Source organism: Micromonospora sp. NPDC048830 (genome assembly GCF_043198215.1).
Taxonomy (GTDB): Bacteria; Actinomycetota; Actinomycetes; order Mycobacteriales; family Micromonosporaceae; genus Micromonospora.
Genome location: NZ_JBICUP010000002.1, coordinates 36,284 through 53,762, shown reverse-complemented (window position 1 = coordinate 53,762; position 17,479 = coordinate 36,284). Strand labels below are relative to the sequence as shown.

Annotated in this window: 16 protein-coding genes and 1 tRNA gene; all 17 read right to left on the bottom strand. The window is 70.3% G+C overall.

All coding sequences use genetic code 11. The features are described 5' to 3' along the window. Window positions 1–64: 64 nt before the first annotated feature. Window positions 65–535, bottom strand: coding sequence for a 30S ribosomal protein S7 (rpsG, locus tag ACGFIZ_RS02550; RefSeq protein ID WP_013735957.1), 471 nt, complete (start codon window positions 533–535; stop codon window positions 65–67). Window position 536: 1 nt separating this feature from the next. Next, a complete protein-coding gene (rpsL, locus tag ACGFIZ_RS02545) occupies window positions 537–911 on the bottom strand; it encodes a 30S ribosomal protein S12 (protein WP_014440718.1) in 375 nt (124 codons plus the stop codon). 597 nt (window positions 912–1,508) lie between these two features. Next, window positions 1,509–1,877, bottom strand: coding sequence for a hypothetical protein (locus tag ACGFIZ_RS02540; RefSeq protein WP_393415012.1), 369 nt, complete (start codon window positions 1,875–1,877; stop codon window positions 1,509–1,511). A gap of 907 nt (window positions 1,878–2,784) precedes the next feature. Continuing rightward, a complete protein-coding gene (locus tag ACGFIZ_RS02535; protein ID WP_393415009.1) occupies window positions 2,785–3,153 on the bottom strand; it encodes a hypothetical protein in 369 nt (122 codons plus the stop codon). A 133-nt stretch (window positions 3,154–3,286) separates the two neighbouring features. Continuing rightward, window positions 3,287–7,174: a DNA-directed RNA polymerase subunit beta' gene (locus ACGFIZ_RS02530; RefSeq protein WP_393415006.1), complete on the bottom strand. Its 3,888-nt coding sequence runs from the start codon at window positions 7,172–7,174 to the stop codon at window positions 3,287–3,289. Between the two features lie 167 nt (window positions 7,175–7,341). Further along, window positions 7,342–10,773 (bottom strand): DNA-directed RNA polymerase subunit beta, encoded by a 3,432-nt coding sequence (locus ACGFIZ_RS02525; RefSeq protein WP_393415003.1) that lies wholly within the window; start codon window positions 10,771–10,773, stop codon window positions 7,342–7,344. A 573-nt stretch (window positions 10,774–11,346) separates the two neighbouring features. Further along, window positions 11,347–11,730, bottom strand: a complete 384-nt coding sequence (gene rplL, locus ACGFIZ_RS02520; RefSeq protein WP_347666567.1) for a 50S ribosomal protein L7/L12 — start codon at window positions 11,728–11,730, stop codon at window positions 11,347–11,349. 54 nt (window positions 11,731–11,784) lie between these two features. Continuing rightward, window positions 11,785–12,330 (bottom strand): 50S ribosomal protein L10, encoded by a 546-nt coding sequence (rplJ, locus tag ACGFIZ_RS02515; RefSeq protein WP_347666568.1) that lies wholly within the window; start codon window positions 12,328–12,330, stop codon window positions 11,785–11,787. Between the two features lie 262 nt (window positions 12,331–12,592). Continuing rightward, entirely contained in the window at window positions 12,593–13,156 is a 564-nt protein-coding gene (locus tag ACGFIZ_RS02510; RefSeq protein WP_393414998.1) for a hypothetical protein, read from the bottom strand. Window positions 13,157–13,355: 199 nt separating this feature from the next. After that, window positions 13,356–14,072: a 50S ribosomal protein L1 gene (rplA, locus tag ACGFIZ_RS02505; protein ID WP_393414995.1), complete on the bottom strand. Its 717-nt coding sequence runs from the start codon at window positions 14,070–14,072 to the stop codon at window positions 13,356–13,358. A gap of 83 nt (window positions 14,073–14,155) precedes the next feature. After that, window positions 14,156–14,587: a 50S ribosomal protein L11 gene (rplK, locus tag ACGFIZ_RS02500; protein ID WP_393414992.1), complete on the bottom strand. Its 432-nt coding sequence runs from the start codon at window positions 14,585–14,587 to the stop codon at window positions 14,156–14,158. A gap of 186 nt (window positions 14,588–14,773) precedes the next feature. After that, window positions 14,774–15,496: a transcription termination/antitermination protein NusG gene (gene nusG, locus ACGFIZ_RS02495; RefSeq protein WP_393414989.1), complete on the bottom strand. Its 723-nt coding sequence runs from the start codon at window positions 15,494–15,496 to the stop codon at window positions 14,774–14,776. 39 nt (window positions 15,497–15,535) lie between these two features. After that, complete coding sequence (gene secE / locus ACGFIZ_RS02490) at window positions 15,536–15,925, bottom strand: preprotein translocase subunit SecE (protein WP_347666573.1); 390 nt, start codon at window positions 15,923–15,925, stop codon at window positions 15,536–15,538. Between the two features lie 209 nt (window positions 15,926–16,134). Beyond that, window positions 16,135–16,207: transfer RNA gene (locus ACGFIZ_RS02485), tRNA-Trp, on the bottom strand. 125 nt (window positions 16,208–16,332) lie between these two features. Next, window positions 16,333–16,725 carry a MaoC family dehydratase gene (locus ACGFIZ_RS02480; protein ID WP_347666574.1) on the bottom strand — a complete coding sequence of 131 codons (393 nt, stop codon included), beginning with the start codon at window positions 16,723–16,725 and terminating at the stop codon, window positions 16,333–16,335. Between the two features lies 1 nt (window position 16,726). Beyond that, window positions 16,727–17,173 (bottom strand): MaoC family dehydratase N-terminal domain-containing protein, encoded by a 447-nt coding sequence (locus ACGFIZ_RS02475; RefSeq protein WP_393414984.1) that lies wholly within the window; start codon window positions 17,171–17,173, stop codon window positions 16,727–16,729. Window positions 17,174–17,292: 119 nt separating this feature from the next. Further along, window positions 17,293–17,460 (bottom strand): 50S ribosomal protein L33, encoded by a 168-nt coding sequence (rpmG, locus tag ACGFIZ_RS02470; protein ID WP_007073056.1) that lies wholly within the window; start codon window positions 17,458–17,460, stop codon window positions 17,293–17,295. Between the last annotated feature and the right edge of the window lie 19 nt (window positions 17,461–17,479).

The following is a 17,479-nucleotide window of genomic DNA, read 5'->3' as shown; positions in this document are numbered from 1 at the left end:
TTATCGTCGTCTCGACACAACTGGCTGCGGTTCCGGCGCCGAAGCCGGCGCCGGAACCAGGGTGTTACCAGCGGTAGTGCGCGAAGGCCTTGTTGGACTCGGCCATCTTGTGGGTGTCCTCGCGCCGCTTGACGGCGGCACCGAGGCCGTTGCTGGCGTCCAGCAGCTCGTTCATCAGCCGCTCGACCATGGTCTTCTCGCGCCGGGCGCGGGAGTAGGTGACCAGCCAGCGCAGGCCCAGGGTGGTCGCCCGCGCCGGACGGACCTCGACCGGCACCTGGTAGGTGGCGCCACCGACACGGCGGCTGCGCACCTCGAGGGTCGGCTTGACGTTGTCCATCGCCCGCTTGAGGGTGACGACCGGGTCGGTGCCGGACTTCTCGCGGCAGCCCTCGAGGGCCGCGTACACGATGCGCTCGGCGAGCTGCCGCTTGCCGCGCAGCAGGATCTTGTTCACGAGCTGGGTGACCAGCGGCGAGTTGTACACCGGGTCAGCGACCAGCGGCTTCCGCGGAGCGGGTCCCTTGCGCGGCATCTCAGCTCTTCTCCTTCTTCGCGCCGTAGCGGCTGCGCGCCTGCTTGCGGTTGCGGACGCCCTGGGTGTCCAGCGAACCGCGAACGATCTTGTACCGCACGCCGGGGAGGTCCTTCACACGGCCGCCGCGCACGAGCACGATCGAGTGTTCCTGCAGGTTGTGACCCACGCCCGGGATGTAGGCGGTCACCTCGATCTGGCTGCTGAGCTTGACACGAGCGACCTTGCGCAGCGCCGAGTTCGGCTTCTTGGGGGTGGTGGTGTACACGCGGGTGCACACGCCGCGCCGCTGAGGGGAACCCTTCAGCGCCGGGGTCTTGGTCTTACTCGTCTTCGCCTGGCGGCCCTTGCGGACCAGCTGCTGGATCGTGGGCACCGGGTTTCTCCGCTCCCTTCGGCCGCCGAAGCGACCGCGCCGTCTGCCGTAGCCGACCCGGTGGTCGGCTCTCCTACATTCCGGCCAGGGCCACCTTGCGGAGGTCCCGGCACCCGCGGTCGGGCGTGTCGCCCAGCTCACGGACCCGGCGCCGTCGCTCGCGCGCGCGCCGGATTTCTGTCACCGGCACGCGGTCGTCTCGCGCACCGGGTCTTTGGCTCTGTCGTGTCGCCGCGCGATCACCGGATCGACCGGGTCCAGCGCACACACGAGTTGCCCGGGCAGGCCCGGGCACAAGGGGAAAGAGTACCTATCACAGCCGCACAGGTCAAAACGGAGAGGTCCCGGAGATCGCGTCACCGCCCTGCCGGCCGAACCGTCGTGCCTGCCCACCCGCGATGGGCACCTACGACAACAAGTGTAACGGCTCCCGTAGGATCCGGCCCGGCGCCCCCGCGCGGACCGGATCCAGGGCCCTACTCCGCCCGCCCCGAGCTTCGGCTCCGGCGAAGTAATCTTGGACGGTTTCGGCCCCTGTGGGGGCCGTTTCGTACCAAGATCTCGGCCGCCGGGCTCCGGGCTCCCCCGCCGCTGCCGTCAGCCCAGTCCGAGCAGCAACGCCAGCCCCAGACCGAGCAGGCTGAGCACCAGCCCCGCAGCCCCGCAGCTGATCCCCGCCACCGCCAACCCGCGGCCCGTGAAACGCACCGCGGGCGGGGGCGCCGGCCGGCGGATCTGCCGCGTGCCGAGCAGGCCCGCGACGACGGCCCCCGCACCGATCAGCACGCCGAGCACGGTGAACACGCCAGCGGCCCAGACGCGCTGGGACCCGGCCGCCGCGCCGACGCAGATGACCAGGACGGCCACCAGGACCGACGCGATCCCGGCGACCAGCGACCCGACGGCAAGCCCGGAGGTGACCGGCGGGACGTCGAGGTGCACCACGCCGAAGGGCGTGCCGGGCACCGGCTCGACCCGCTTTGGCGGGCGGGCGGCGTCCCGCGGCGGCGGGGGAACTCGCCCCCAGCTCGCGCCGGGGCCGCCCCAGGCGCCGGCCGCCGGCTGGCCCGGATGGCCCGGATGCGTCCCGACGGGCTGCCCCGGCCAGGCCGACGGCCCCGGGTACGCCCCGGGCGGCTGCGCGGGCCCGGCGGGAAGCGGGGCCGGGTGCGGCACCCCCAGATACGGCCCAGGCCCGGCGTGCGGTCCGGGCCCCATTGTGGGCGACTGCCCGACCGTCGGCGCGGAACCGGACTGGGGCACGGCGCCCTGCCACGGCCCGGAACCTGGCTGCGCTGCGGAGCCAGGCTGCGCTGCCGAGCCAGGCTGCACTGCCGAGCCAGGCTGCACTGCCGAGCCAGGCTGCACTGCCGAGCCAGGCTGCACTGCCGAGCCAGGCTGCACTGCGGAACCAGGCTGCGACGCGGAACCCTCCCACGGTGCGGAGCCAGGCTGCGTGAGCAGGCCGGCAGCGGCCTCGGGCTCTCCGGCCGGCGCGGTCGGCGCCTCGACCGGCGCGGTCGGCGCCTCGACCGGCGTAGAGACCGGTGGTGGGGCGTACTCCACGGAGGCGACCTCCGGGGCGATGCGCGACTGCGAGCCCCCGTCGGGCCTCGGCCTGGCCCACGGGCTCTCCCCCGGCGCCGGCGCAGGGCCCGCCGGGTCAGGGGGCGCGGCGGGTCGCTCCGCCGGGTCGCCCGAGGGCGGCGCCGGTTCCGTCACGAGGGCCTCCTGTCGCGGGTCGGTGTCCACCGTCGGGCCGCCGATGGCGAGCTTGGCCATCGACGCGATCGCGTGAGGGACACGGGCACCGGCCAGGCTACCGCCGCCGGGCCGAGCCCGCGGACGCGCGTACGGGCATTCCCCGACACGGTCAGTCCACGTTCGGGGCGAAGTCGTGCCCGTACGGGTCGCCGGCCAGCCGGACCACGCCGATCACCACCGCGACGACCAGGGTTGCCGCGACCAGGACCAGCCCGGCCCAGGCCAGCCGCTCGCCTCGGCGCAGCCAGTCCGCCCCGGTGAGGAAGCCTCCGGACGCGTACGCCTCCCGGCGGGCCTGCCGGGACAGCACGAGGGCGAGCGTGGCCGGGACCACCCCGCCGAGGAAGAGCCCGGTGAGCGCGCCGAGCAGGCCGAGGGCGAAGACAGCGCGGGCCTTGCTGGAGCGGACCGGGTCGGGGTCGAGCGGGTGGCGCGCCCCGTACTGCGCGACGGGCACCTGCCCGGGTGCGATCGTCATGCACCCATCATGCCCCGCTCCGCCGACCGGCCCGTCCCGCTACCGCCATATGGCGGTGTCCCAGCGGAAACGCGGCAAGCCGGAAACGCGGCGAGGCCCCCGGCGGGTGCCGGGGGCCTCGTCGTGTCCTGCTTTAGCGGTACGACCCGAAGTCGAAGTCGTCCAGCGGAACCGCCTGCCCGCTGGCCGGCCCGAAGCCGTAGTCGGTCTCCGGGTACCCGGTCATCGAGTAGACCTTGGCCTTCGCCTCCTCGGTCGGCTCGACCCGGACGTTGCGGTACTTGCTGATGCCCGTACCGGCCGGGATGAGCTTACCGATGATCACGTTCTCCTTGAGGCCGATCAGCGAGTCGCTGCGGGCGTGGATCGCCGCGTCCGTCAGCACCCGGGTGGTCTCCTGGAAGGAGGCCGCCGACAGCCAGGAGTCCGTGGCCAGCGATGCCTTGGTGATGCCCATCAGCACCGGGCGGCCGGCGGCGGGCTCGCCGCCCTCCGAGACGAGCCGGCGGTTCTCCGACTCGAACAGCGCCCGGTCGACCAGCACGCCCGGCAGGAACTCGGTCGAGCCGGAGTCGATGACCGTCACCCGCTTGAGCATCTGGCGGATGATGATCTCGATGTGCTTGTCGTGGATGAGCACACCCTGCGAGCGGTAGACCTCCTGGACCTCCTGGGTCAGGTGGACCTGGACCGCGCGCGGGCCGAGGATGCGCAGCAGCTCGTGCGGGTCGATGGTGCCCTCGGTGAGCTTCTCGCCGACCTCGACGTGGTCCCCGTCGTGGGCCCGCAGCCGGACCCGCTTGGAGATCTTGTCGTAGACGATCTCGTCGCTGCCGTCGTCCGGCACCACGATGATCTTCCGCGAGCGCTCTCCGTCCTCGATCCGGATCCGGCCCGGGGTGTCGGCGATGGGCGCCTTGCCCTTCGGGACGCGGGCCTCGAAGATCTCCTGGACACGCGGCAGACCCTGGGTGATGTCCTCACCCGCGACGCCACCGGTGTGGAACGTACGCATCGTCAGCTGCGTACCGGGCTCACCGATCGACTGGGCGGCGATGATGCCGACCGCCTCGCCGACGTCCACGGTCTTGCCGGTCGGCAGCGAGCGGCCGTAGCACGCCGCGCAGACGCCCAGCTTCGACTCGCAGGTGAGCACGCTGCGCACCCGCACCGTCTCCACCCCGGCGGCGACGATCTTGTCGACCAGGATGGAGTTGACGTCCTGACCCCGCTCGGCGACGACGGTGCCGTCCGGCCCCTTGATGTCGTCGGCCAGGGTCCGGGCGTGCACGCTGGTCTCGGCGTGCTCGTGGACGTACAGCTTGCCGTCGCGCCGCTCGCCGATCTGCATCGGGATGGCCCGGTCGGTGCCGCAGTCCTCCTCGCGGATGATGACGTCCTGCGAGACGTCCACCAGACGACGGGTCAGGTAACCCGAGTCGGCGGTCCGCAGCGCGGTGTCGGCGAGACCCTTGCGGGCACCGTGCGTGGAGATGAAGTACTCCAGCACGGACAGACCCTCCCGGTAGCTGGCCTTGATCGGCCGCGGGATGATCTCGCCCTTCGGGTTGGCCACCAGACCACGGATCGCGGCGATCTGGCGGAGCTGGAGCAGGTTACCGCGGGCACCCGAGTTGATCATCTTCCACAGCGGGTTCTCCTGCGGCAGCGCGGTGTCCATCTCCTTGGCGACCTCGTTGGTCGCCTTGGTCCAGATCTCGATGAGCTCGCCGCGGCGTTCCTCGGCGGTCATCAGGCCCCGCTGGTACTGCTTGTCGATCCGGTCGGCTTCCTTCTCGTACCGCTCCAGGATCTCCCGCTTGCGCGGCGGGGCGATGACGTCCTCCATGCCGATCGTCACGCCGGACCAGGTGGCCCAGTGGAACCCGGCCTCCTTGAGCCCGTCGAGGGTGGCCGCGAGGGCCACCTTCGGGAAGCGCTCGGCGAGGTCGTTGACGATCGCGGAGAGCTGGCCCTTGCGGATCTCGTAGTTCACGAAGCGGTAGCCCGGCGGCAGCGTCTCGTTGAACAGCACCCGGCCCAGGGTGGTCTCGACGGTCACCGGGTCGCCCTCGACCCAGCCCTCCGGCGCGACCCACGGCTCGGCGCCCGCGCCGTTGTCGACGCCGACCAGCCCGCGCAGCCGGATCTTCACCGGCGCCTGCAGGTGCAGTTCGCCGTTGTCGAAGGCCATCCGCGCCTCGGCGTCCGAGCTGAACGCCCGACCCTCGCCCTTGCCACCCGGGGTGAGGTGGGTGAGGTGGTACAGGCCGATGACCATGTCCTGGGTGGGCATGGTGACCGGCTTGCCGTCGGCCGGCTTGAGGATGTTGTTCGACGACAGCATCAGGATCCGCGCCTCGGCCTGGGCCTCGGCGGACAGCGGCACGTGCACCGCCATCTGGTCACCGTCGAAGTCGGCGTTGAACGCGGTGCAGACCAGCGGGTGGATCTGGATGGCCTTGCCCTCGACCAGCTGCGGCTCGAAGGCCTGGATGCCCAGCCGGTGCAGGGTCGGCGCACGGTTCAGCAGCACCGGGTGCTCGCCGATGACCTCTTCCAGCACGTCCCACACGACCGGCCGCTGCCGCTCGACCATCCGCTTGGCGGACTTGATGTTCTGCGCGTGGTTGAGGTCGACCAGCCGCTTCATCACGAACGGCTTGAACAGCTCCAGCGCCATCTGCTTGGGCAGGCCGCACTGGTGCAGCTTCAGCTTCGGGCCGACCACGATGACCGAACGGCCGGAGTAGTCGACGCGCTTGCCCAGCAGGTTCTGCCGGAACCGGCCCTGCTTGCCCTTGAGCATGTCGGACAGCGACTTCAGCGGACGGTTGCCCGGGCCGGTGACCGGCCGGCCGCGGCGGCCGTTGTCGAACAGCGCGTCGACGGCCTCCTGGAGCATCCGCTTCTCGTTGTTGACGATGATCTCGGGCGCGCCGAGGTCGATCAGCCGCTTGAGGCGGTTGTTCCGGTTGATCACCCGGCGGTACAGGTCGTTCAGGTCGCTGGTCGCGAAGCGGCCACCATCGAGCTGCACCATCGGGCGCAGGTCCGGCGGGATGACCGGGACGCAGTCGAGCACCATGCCGAGCGGCGAGTTGCGGGTGTTCAGGAACGCCGCCACGACCTTGAGCCGCTTGAGCGCCCGGATCTTCCGCTGGCCCTTGCCGGTACGGATGGTCTCGCGCAGGCTCTCGGCCTCGGCGTCGAGGTCCATGTTCTGGACCAGCGCCTTGATGGCCTCGGCGCCCATGCCGCCGGTGAAGTACTCGCCGAACCGGTCGCGCAGCTCCCGGTAGAGCAGCTCGTCGGTGACCAGCTGCTTCGAGTCCAGCTTGCGGAAGGTGTCGAGCACCTCGTCCAGGCGGTCGATCTCGCGCTGGGCCCGGTCGCGGATCTGGCGCATCTCGCGCTCTCCGCCCTCCTTGACCTTGCGCCGGACGTCCGCCTTGGCACCCTCGGCCTCCAGCTCGGCCAGGTCGGCCTCGAGCTTGGCGGCCCGCTTCTCGATCTCCGAGTCGCGGCTGTTCTCGGCCTGCCGCTTCTCCGCCAGGATCTCGTTCTCGATCGTCGAGAGGTCGCGGTGACGCGCCTCGGCGTCCACGCTCGTCACGACGTACGAGGCGAAGTAGATGATCTTCTCGAGGTCCTTGGGGGCGAGGTCCAGCAGGTAGCCCAGCCGGCTCGGCACGCCCTTGAAGTACCAGATGTGCGTCACCGGAGCGGCCAGCTCGATGTGGCCCATCCGCTCGCGGCGGACCTTGGAGCGGGTCACCTCGACGCCGCAGCGCTCGCAGATGATGCCCTTGAACCGGACCCGCTTGTACTTACCGCAGTAGCACTCCCAGTCCCGCTGCGGGCCGAAGATCTTCTCGCAGAAGAGCCCGTCCTTTTCCGGCTTGAGGGTGCGGTAGTTGATCGTCTCGGGCTTCTTGACCTCGCCGTGGGACCACTGACGGATGTCGTCGGCGGTGGCAAGGCCGATCCGCAGCTCGTCGAAGAAGTTGACGTCGAGCACTATGTCCCCTATGTCGTCGTCTTTACAGCTAAATCGTGGGCGGGGTTGGGGGCCGGCCGACCCGCGTCGGGATCAAGCCTGACCTCGCGGATTCCGGCGCGCCCGCTTCGCATCGCGCCCCGGAACCCCGCGCCAGAGCGGGGCGGCCGGCCCCCAACCCACACCACTTACACCTCTTCGACCGAGCTCGGCTCGCGCCGGGACAGGTCGATGCCCAGCTCCTCCGCGGCCCGGAACACCTCGTCGTCGGTCTCGCGCATCTCGAGGGCAACCCCGTCGCTGGAGAGCACCTCGACGTTGAGGCACAGCGACTGGAGCTCCTTGAGCAGCACCTTGAACGACTCCGGGATGCCCGGCTCCGGGATGTTCTCGCCCTTGACGATCGCCTCGTAGACCTTGACCCGGCCCAGGACGTCGTCGGACTTGATCGTCAGTAGCTCCTGCAGGGCGTACGCGGCGCCGTACGCCTGCATCGCCCAGCACTCCATCTCACCGAAGCGCTGCCCACCGAACTGCGCCTTACCACCCAGCGGCTGCTGCGTGATCATCGAGTACGGGCCGGTCGAACGGGCGTGGATCTTGTCGTCGACCAGGTGGTTGAGCTTCAGGATGTAGATGTAGCCGACCGCGATCGGGTCCGGCAGCGGCTCGCCGGAGCGACCGTCGAACAGCTGCGCCTTGCCGCTGGAGCCGATCAGCTGCTTGCCGTCCCGGTTGGGCAGGGTCGACGCGAGCAGACCGGAGATCTCCTCCTCGCGGGCGCCGTCGAAGACCGGCGTCGCCACGTTGGTGTCCGGCTCCGACTCGTGCGCCTCGATGGAGCGCAGCTGGCGCTTCCACTCGACGTCGTCGCCCTCGACCTTCCACCCCGTCTTGGCCACCCAGCCGAGGTGCGTCTCCAGCACCTGGCCGATGTTCATCCGGGACGGCACACCCAGCGGGTTCAGCACGATGTCGACCGGGGTGCCGTCCTCCAGGAACGGCATGTCCTCGATCGGCAGGATCTTCGAGATGACACCCTTGTTGCCGTGCCGGCCGGCGAGCTTGTCGCCGTCCTGGATCTTCCGCTTCTGGGCCACGTAGACCCGGACCAGCTCGTTGACGCCCGGGGGCAGCTCGTCGCCGTCCTCGCGGGAGAACGTCCGTACGCCGATGACCGTGCCGGTCTCACCGTGCGGCACCTTCAGCGAGGTGTCCCGGACCTCGCGCGCCTTCTCGCCGAAGATCGCGCGGAGCAGCCGCTCCTCCGGGGTCAGCTCGGTCTCGCCCTTGGGCGTGACCTTGCCGACCAGGATGTCGCCGGGGACGACCTCGGCGCCGATCCGGATGATGCCCCGCTCGTCGAGGTCGGCGAGCATCTCCTCGCTGACGTTCGGGATGTCGCGGGTGATCTCCTCCGGGCCGAGCTTGGTGTCCCGGGCGTCGACCTCGTGCTCCTCGATGTGGATCGAGGTGAGGACGTCCTGCTGCACGAGGCGCTGCGACAGGATGATCGCGTCCTCGTAGTTGTGGCCCTCCCAGGTCATGAACGCCACGAGCAGGTTGCGCCCGAGCGCCATCTCGCCCTCGTCGGTGCACGGACCGTCGGCGATGACCTGGCCGGCCTCGACCCGGTCGCCCTCGAAGACGACCGGCTTCTGGTTGACGCAGGAGCCGGCGTTGGAGCGGCGGAACTTGTGCAGCAGGTACGTCCGGCGGTGGCCGTCGTCCTGGTGGACGGTGATGTAGTCGGCGCACAGGTCCTCGATGACGCCACCGACCTCGGCGACCACCACGTCGCCGGCGTCGACGGCGGCACGGTACTCCATGCCGGTGCCGACCAGCGGCGACTCGGCCTTGACCAGCGGCACCGCCTGGCGCTGCATGTTCGCGCCCATGAGCGCGCGGTTGGCGTCGTCGTGCTCGAGGAACGGGATCATCGCGGTCGCGACGGACACCATCTGCCGCGGCGAGATGTCCATGTAGTCCACGGCCTCCGGCGGCACGTCCTCGGTCTCGCCGCCCTTACGGCGGACCAGGACGCGGTCCTCGGCGAACGAGCCGTCGGACTTCAGCGGGGCGTTGGCCTGCGCCTTGACGAACCGGTCCTCCTCGTCCGCCGTCAGGTAGTCGATCTGGTCGGTGACCCGACCGTTGACGACCTTCCGGTACGGCGTCTCGATGAACCCGAACGGGTTGACCCGGGCGAAGGTGGACAGGGCGCCGATCAGACCGATGTTCGGGCCTTCCGGCGTCTCGATCGGGCACATCCGACCGTAGTGCGACGGGTGCACGTCGCGGACCTCGAAACCGGCCCGCTCCCGGGACAGACCACCCGGGCCGAGCGCGTTCAGCCGCCGCCGGTGGGTCAGGCCCGCCAGCGGGTTGGTCTGGTCCATGAACTGGGACAGCTGCGACGTGCCGAAGAACTCCTTGATCGCCGCCACCACCGGACGGATGTTGATCAGGGTCTGCGGCGTGATCGCCTCGACGTCCTGGGTGGTCATCCGCTCGCGGACGACCCGCTCCATCCGGGACAGGCCGACCCGGACCTGGTTCTGGATGAGTTCGCCGACGGTACGGATCCGGCGGTTGCCGAAGTGGTCGATGTCGTCGGCCTCGTAGCCCTCCTCACCGGCGTGCAGCCGGCACAGGTACTCCACGGTGGCGACGATGTCGTCCTCGGTCAGCGTGCCGGTGGTGATCGGCACGTCCAGGACGAGCTTCTTGTTGAACTTGTACCGACCGACCTTGGCGATGTCGTACCGCTTCGGGTTGAAGAAGAGATTGTCCAGCAGGGTCTGGGCGTTCTCGCGGGTCGGCGGCTCGCCAGGGCGCAGCTTGCGGTAGATGTCAAGCAGTGCCTCGTCCTGGCCGGCGATGTGGTCCTTCTCGAGCGTGGTCATCATCAGCTCGGACCAGCCGAACTTCTCGCGGATCCGCTCCGCCGACCAACCGATGGCCTTGAGCAGCACCGTGACGGCCTGCCGGCGCTTACGGTCGATACGGACGCCGACGGTGTCGCGCTTGTCGACGTCGAACTCCAGCCAGGCACCCCGGCTCGGGATGAGCTTGACGCTGGAGAGGTCGCGGTCGGAGGTCTTGTCGGGCTGCTTGTCGAAGTAGACGCCCGGGGAACGGACGAGCTGGCTGACCACGACCCGCTCGGTGCCGTTGATGATGAACGTGCCCTTGGGCGTCATCATCGGGAAGTCACCCATGAACACCGTCTGGCTCTTGATCTCGCCGGTGGTGTTGTTGGTGAACTCCGCCGTCACGAACAGCGGGGCGCAGTAGGTCAGGTCCTTCTCCTTGCACTCCTCGATCGAGGCCTTGACCTCGTCGAAGCGCGGTGCCGAGAAGGAGAGCGACATGGTGCCGGAGAAGTCCTCAATGGGACTGATCTCGTCGAGGATCTCCGCGAGACCCGAGCGTGCGTGCGGGTCGTCCGCCGACCGGCCCTGCCAAGCCTCGTTGCCGACGAGCCAGTCGAAGGACTCGTTCTGGATGGCGAGGAGGTTGGGGACCTCGAGGTGTTCGGTGATCCTGCCGAAAGAGACTCGGCGGGGCGCGAAAGCGCTCGACGTACGACTGGTCTTCGCAGGGCGGGAAGCTGCCAAGATGCGTCCTTCCGAGGACCGGTGCTGCAGAACGGCTGGTACGCGTGCACTCCAATGACCCCACCAGAAATATCCATAAACGGACATTTCCGAGCAGGGGTCAAGTCGGAAGGCAGCGCAAACTAGCAGTGTAGCCGAGAGGCTAACCGCTGTCCAGCCCGCCCCGCAGGTCGTGGCGGAACGTGCCTCGGGGACCCCTCGGAACGGGGCCGCACCGGGCCGCTCGGAACGCGGCGGACCCACGGACCGCCCGGGGCCGCGGAGGATGCACCGCCGCTGCCATTACCCGAGTGGTGGCCGTTGCAAGCGCGGAAGGTCTTGCTGGTGTCAGCGTGCCTGGCGGCCCGGGGCCGCGTCAAGGGGCGTCTCGTCCGGGCGGGGCGTTTCCCGCCGACGGGCGACCGGCCCGCCCCCGCCCCACCGACCGACACGCGGCGTCGATGCCCTGCTCACGCGGCTGCGGTGGGTGTCCGCAAACAACACGGCGGGCGACGACCCGTTCCCGGATCGTCGCCCGCCGCACACGCGGTGTGCCCTGGCTCACGCGGAGCCGGACACGCACCTGGTCCCCAGTTACTTGAGGGTGACCTTGGCGCCCTCGCCCTCGAGCTTGGCCTTGGCCTTGTCGGCGGTCTCCTTGTTGACCTTCTCCAGAACCGCCTTCGGCGCGGCCTCGACCAGGTCCTTGGCCTCCTTCAGGCCCAGGCCGGTCAGCTCGCGCACGACCTTGATGACCTGGATCTTCTTGCCACCGTCGGCGTCGAGGACGACGTCGAACTCGTCCTTCTCCGGCTCGGCCTCGACCGGGGCGGCACCCTGGGCGGCGGCGGCCACGGCGACCGGGGCGGCGGCGGTGACCTCGAAGGTCTCCTCGAACTGCTTCACGAACTCGGAGAGCTCGATCAGCGTCATCTCCTTGAACGCGTCGAGCAGCTCGTCGGTGCTGAGCTTCGCCATGTCTGGCGTCCTTTCCTGAATTCTTGACTAGGTAAGTGGGTGCGCCGCGGGGCCTCAGGCCGCCTCGGCGCCCTCCTTCTCGCGCTTGTCCTGCAGGGCGGCCGCCAGGCGGGCGGTCTTCGACAGCGGGGCCTGGAACAGGGCCGCGGCCTTGCTCAGGTTGCCCTTCATCGCGCCGGCCAGCTTGGCCAGCAGCACCTCGCGGGACTCCAGGTCGGCGAGCTTCGTGACCTCGGCCGCGGAGATGGCCTTGCCCTCGAAGACGCCGCCCTTGATGACGAGCTTCGGGTTGGCCTTCGCGAAGTCGCGAAGGCCCTTCGCCGCCTCGACGACGTCGCCCGAAACGAAAGTCAGCGCGGTAGGACCGGTGAACAGCTCGTCGAGGCCGGAGATGCCCGCCTCGCTCGCGGCACGCTTCGCCAGCGTGTTCTTCGCGACCGTGTAGGTGCTCTCCTTGCCGAGCGAGCGCCGCAGCTGGGTGAGCTGGGCAACCGTCAGGCCACGGTACTCGGTGAGGACCGCCGCGCCCGCGTTGCGGAAGCTCTCGGTCAGCTCAGCGACGGCCGTGGCCTTGTCGGCCCGGATCGGCTTGTCCGCCATGTCCCTCCTCTCTCGTTGCTCGAGGCTGGTGCACCGGGAAGCCGGCGGGCTCCCGCGGTTGCGAAGGGACCCACGACAACGAGAAAAGCCCCGGCGCAGGGCGCACGGGGCGAGGGCCGGCCGGACTCACCGCAGTCGGCGGACCACGGGAACACAGCCGATTTTCGCTTGCCGCCCTGCGCGGGTCGCCCGTCGAAGCGGGACCTTCGACCGTGCCGGGGCACGGTGACCAGCGGTCTCTGGGTGGTACTTCGCGACAAGGCTACGCCACACCTGCGGCAAGGGCCAAATCGCCCCCCGCGTGCTCCGGGTCACGTCGCCTCGGCCGGCGCTGCCGGCCCTGTCGAAGAGCCGGGACGCGCGGGCACCGCCCCCGGAAGGCGGCGTGCGTCAGGCGCGGGCGCGGCGGCGCCAGGCGTAGCCCGCCAGGGCCGCCGCGCTCCAGGCCACCGCCCGGAAAGAGCACCACCGCCGAGACGCCGTAGGCCTCCGCCGGCTCGGCCCGGCCGCCGCCGTACAGGACGCCGAGGACCAGCAGGCCGGCCAGCAGCGGCGCGACCGCCCGCCCGGTACGCAGGAAGGCGGCCAGCCGCAGCCGGACCAGCGCGCTCACCGGGCCACCCGCCCGGGCTCGGTGGACCGCACCGCCCGGCTCGTCGCCCGGCGGAGCCGACCCGCCCTCGGCCGCGGCGGAGTCGACGGGCGCGGGCAGGCCGACGACCGGACGGTCCTCGGGCGGGACCGGGGCGTCGGGCAGGGCGGCGTCGGAGCGTACCCGCAGGACGTGGTGGCCGTCGGCGCGCAACCGGGCGACGGCGCCGGCCACCCGCGCGGCCGGGACCGCCGAGCACCACCGCCGCCTCGCCCGAGCCGATGCCCAGGCTCGCCGCGCGCAGCACCCACGGGCCACGCCGGTGGTAGCGCAGCCAGACGTCCTCCCACCGCATGCCGCGAGCCTGCCACAGCGGACGAACGGACGGGGCCCCGCCACAGGTCGTGGCGGGGCCCCGCCGAGGCAGCCGTGCTCAGCCCTCGGCCGAGCCCTCCTGGAGGTTCTTCACCACGTTCGGGTCGACCGGTACGCCCGGGCCCATCGTGGTGGTGAGGGTGACCTTCTTCAGGTACTTGCCCTTCGCCGCCGACGGCTTGGCCCGCAGCACCTCGTCGAGGACCGCGGCGTAGTTGTCGACCAGCTGGGACTCGGAGAACGAGGCCTTGCCGATGATCAGGTGCAGGTTGGAGTGCTTGTCCACCCGGAAGGTGATCTTGCCGCCCTTGATGTCCGAGACGGCCTTGGCGACGTCCATGGTCACGGTGCCGGTCTTCGGGTTCGGCATGAGACCGCGCGGGCCCAGGATCCGCGCGATCCGGCCGATCTTGGCCATCTGGTCCGGCGTGGCGATCGCCGCGTCGAAGTCGAGCCAGCCGCCCTGGATCCGGGCGACGAGCTCGTCGGTGCCCACCTCGTCCGCACCGGCGGCCGCGGCCTCCTCGGCCTTCGCGCCGGCGGCGAAGACGATCACGCGGGCGGTCTTACCGGTGCCGTGCGGCAGGTTGACCGTGCCGCGGACCATCTGGTCCGCCTTACGGGGGTCGACGCCGAGGCGCATCGCGACCTCGACCGTGGCGTCGAACTTGACGGAGGTGGTCTCCTTGGCCAGCTTGACGGCCTCGGCGGGGGTGTAGAGCTTCGCCCGGTCGATGACCTCGGCGGCCTTGCGGTAGCTCTTGCTGCGCTGCATTTCTCGATTACTCCTGTGGTCTCTGGCGGGCCGCGGCGTCCGCGCGCCCTCCCACGAACGGGTCCGGTCTGCGGTGGGCGACGTCAGTCGGCGACGGTCAGGCCCATCGACCGGGCGGTGCCGGCGATGATCTTCTCAGCCTGCTCGATGTCGTTGGCGTTGAGGTCGGCCATCTTCTTCTCGGCGATCTCGCGCAGCTGGGCGCGGGTGACGCTGCCGACCTTCTCCTTGTGCGGAACGCCGGAGCCCTTCTGCACGCCGGCGGCCTTGATCAGCAGCCGGGCGGCGGGCGGGGTCTTCAGCACGAAGCTGAAGGTGCGGTCCTCGTACACGCTGATCTCGGCGGGGACGATGTCGCCCCGCTGGGACTCGGTCTGCGCGTTGTAGGACTTGCAGAACTCCATGATGTTCACGCCGTGCTGACCGAGCGCGGGGCCGACCGGCGGCGCCGGGGTGGCCTGGCCCGCCGGCAGCTGAAGCGTGAACGTCTTGACGAGCTTCTTCTTCGGAGGCATGTCTCTTCCTGGGGCTTGAAACTGGGAAATGCGCCGGCCGCGGGCGCGCACGGTCAGCGCGGTGCGACAGCGGCGACGTTCTAGGGTAGCGCAGCGTTCCGCCGTCTCCTCCCCCGAGGTCCGGCGACGGAGGCGGAACGAGTACGCCGGCGGCGGGCTCGCAGCCCACCGCCGGCGAGCGGTACGTCAGATCTTGGCGACCTGGTTGAAGTTCAGCTCCACCGGGGTCTCCCGGCCGAAGATCGACACCAGCACCTTGAGCTTCTGCTGGTCGGCGTTGATCTCGCTGATCGTCGCCGGCAGCGAGGCGAACGCGCCGTCGGTGACGGTGACCGAGTCGCCCACCTCGAAGTCGAGGACCTTGACCTCGGGCTTCGCCTTCTTCTGCTCGGTCTCGACCGCCGGGGCCAGCCACTTGAGCACCTCGTCGAGGCTCAGCGGCGCCGGACGGTCGGCCCGGTCGGTCGCCCCCACGAAGCCGGTGACGCCCGGGGTGTTGCGCACGCAGGAGTACGACTCGGCGGTCAGCTCCATCCGGACCAGGATGTAGCCCGGGAAGACCTTCGCCTGGACCTGGGACCGCTTGCCGTTCTTGACCTCGACCTCTTCCCGGGTCGGCACCTCGACCTGGTAGATGTAGTCCTCCATGTCGAGGGACGTGATCCGGGTCTCGAGGTTGGTCTTGACCTTGTTCTCGTAGCCGGCGTACGAGTGCACCACGTACCAGTCGCCAGGCGCGTAGCGCAGCTTCTGGCGCAGCTCCGCCACCGGGTCGTACTCCTCGTCCGGGGCAGGCTCGGTGGTCGGAAAGTCCGGCTCGCTGGCGGCCTCGACCGACTCGTCACTGGCCGCCGTCGCCACCGTGGACTGCTCGTCCGTGGTCTCGGCGGTCTCGTCGTACTCAGGCACGCTCGCTCACTTCCGTCACTATCGGCTTGAATCAGCCGGTCAGCTGGCGTTGCCGAAGACCCACAGCACGCCCTTCGCGAAGGCGTAGTCCAGGGCGCCCACGATCGTCAGCATCACGGCGACGAAGGTGACGACCACGGCCGTGTAGGTCAGCAACTCCTTGCGGGTCGGCCAGATGACCTTACGCAGTTCGGCCACGACCTCGCGGAAGAACCGCCCGATGCGGGCGAACAGCCCCACCCGGTCGGTGTCCTTACGGGTCTTCCTGTCGTCGGCCGACTCGGCCTTGGCCCGCGCCCGAGTGGCGGTGCCACCCCGGGAGACCGGCTCTTCCGCGTCGGTGGCGTCGTCGGCGGCCACGTCGTCGACGTTCTCGTCGTTCAGACGGTCGTCGCCGGCGTCCTCGCTGCGCCGCTTGTTCTCGGCCACTTCGCCCTCCGTCGCGGGAAATCGGGTCGCACACCGGTGCGGTGTGCGCGGCGCTGGTCACGCCGGCCGGACCAACCGTCCCGCGACGGGCCGCGGCCGGCGGATCGACGGAAGGGCCCGATGCCTCGGACCACCCCACCGATGCCACCACCACGGGCCGAACGCCGCCGGTTGGCGGCGCGACCCACGGAACGGTCAGGCCTGAGGCGCAGGGGTGACAGGACTTGAACCTGCAGCCTGCGGTTTTGGAGACCGCTGCTCTGCCAATTGAGCTACACCCCTGTGCGGCACGCTCACCCAGCCCGGCCAGCCAGCACCGGGCGGGGTCACTTGCCCCACGGCGGACCAGTGTACGGGTAGCGAGGCCACTTTCCCAACCGGTCTGCCATCTGGCGTGGCGGAGCGCCTCAGCGGGGCGTCCGGATCACCGCCCGGGCCTGCGAGAGCACCTTCTCGCCCCGGCATGTCGCGGTGATGTCGAGCCTGGTCAGGCCCTCGTCGGTGACCTCCTTGACCTTGGCGGTGACCTCGATCTCGGTGCCGGCGTCGTCGTCGGGGACGACCACCGGACGGGTGAACCGGACCCCGTAGTCGACCACCGCGTCCGGCGCCCCGGCCCACTCGGCGACCGCGCGGCCGACGAGGGCCATGGTGAACATCCCGTGCGCGATCACCCCCGGCAGACCCACGTTCGTGGCGAACCGGTCGCTCCAGTGGATCGGGTTGAAGTCGCCCGAGGCACCCGCGTAGCGGACCAGGTCGGCCCGGGTGACCCGGAAGGTCTTGGTGGGCAGTTCCATCTCAGGCCTCCCCGCGTACGACGAGCTTGGACCAGACGGTGACGACCGGCTCGCCGGCCGGCGTGCTGACGTCCGTGCGGGTGGTGAGGAAGTCGTGCCCGCCCCGGTGGTTGATGCCCTCGATGGTGTTCACGCAGACCAGCTCGTCCCCGGCCACCACGGGCCGGGCGTACGCGAAGCGCTGGTCGCCGTGCACCACCCGGCTGTAGTCCACGCCGAGGGCCGGGTCCTCGATGATCTGCCGGCTGGCGGCCATGGTCAGCACCACGGGAAAGGTCGGCGGGGCGACCACGTCCGGGTGCCCGAGCGCCCGGGCGGCGTCCTGGTCGTGGTGCGCCGGGTCGGTGGCGCCGATGGCGGTGGCGAACTCGCGGATCTTTTCTCGGCCCACCTGGTAGGGGGCGGTCGGCGGATAGGTCCGGCCGACGAAGGACGGGTCCAAGGGCATGCCCGAGAACCTACACGGAGAGCAGGAAAGCCGACCCGGGGTGGACGGGCGGCCGAGGGGCCGCGCCGTCCGCACCGGATCGGCTTTCGGGGTCGTGCTGCCGGCTCGCGCCGGCGATGTCAGCGGGTCTCGCGGTGGACCGTGTGCCGCCCGTCCCGGGGGCAGAACTTCTTCAGCTCGATGCGGTCCGGGTCGTTGCGGCGGTTCTTGCGCGTGATGTAGTTGCGCTCCTTGCACTCCACACACGCCAAAGTGATCTTCGGCCGGACATCGGTAGCCTTCGCCACGGCGGAGTGCCTTCCTCGC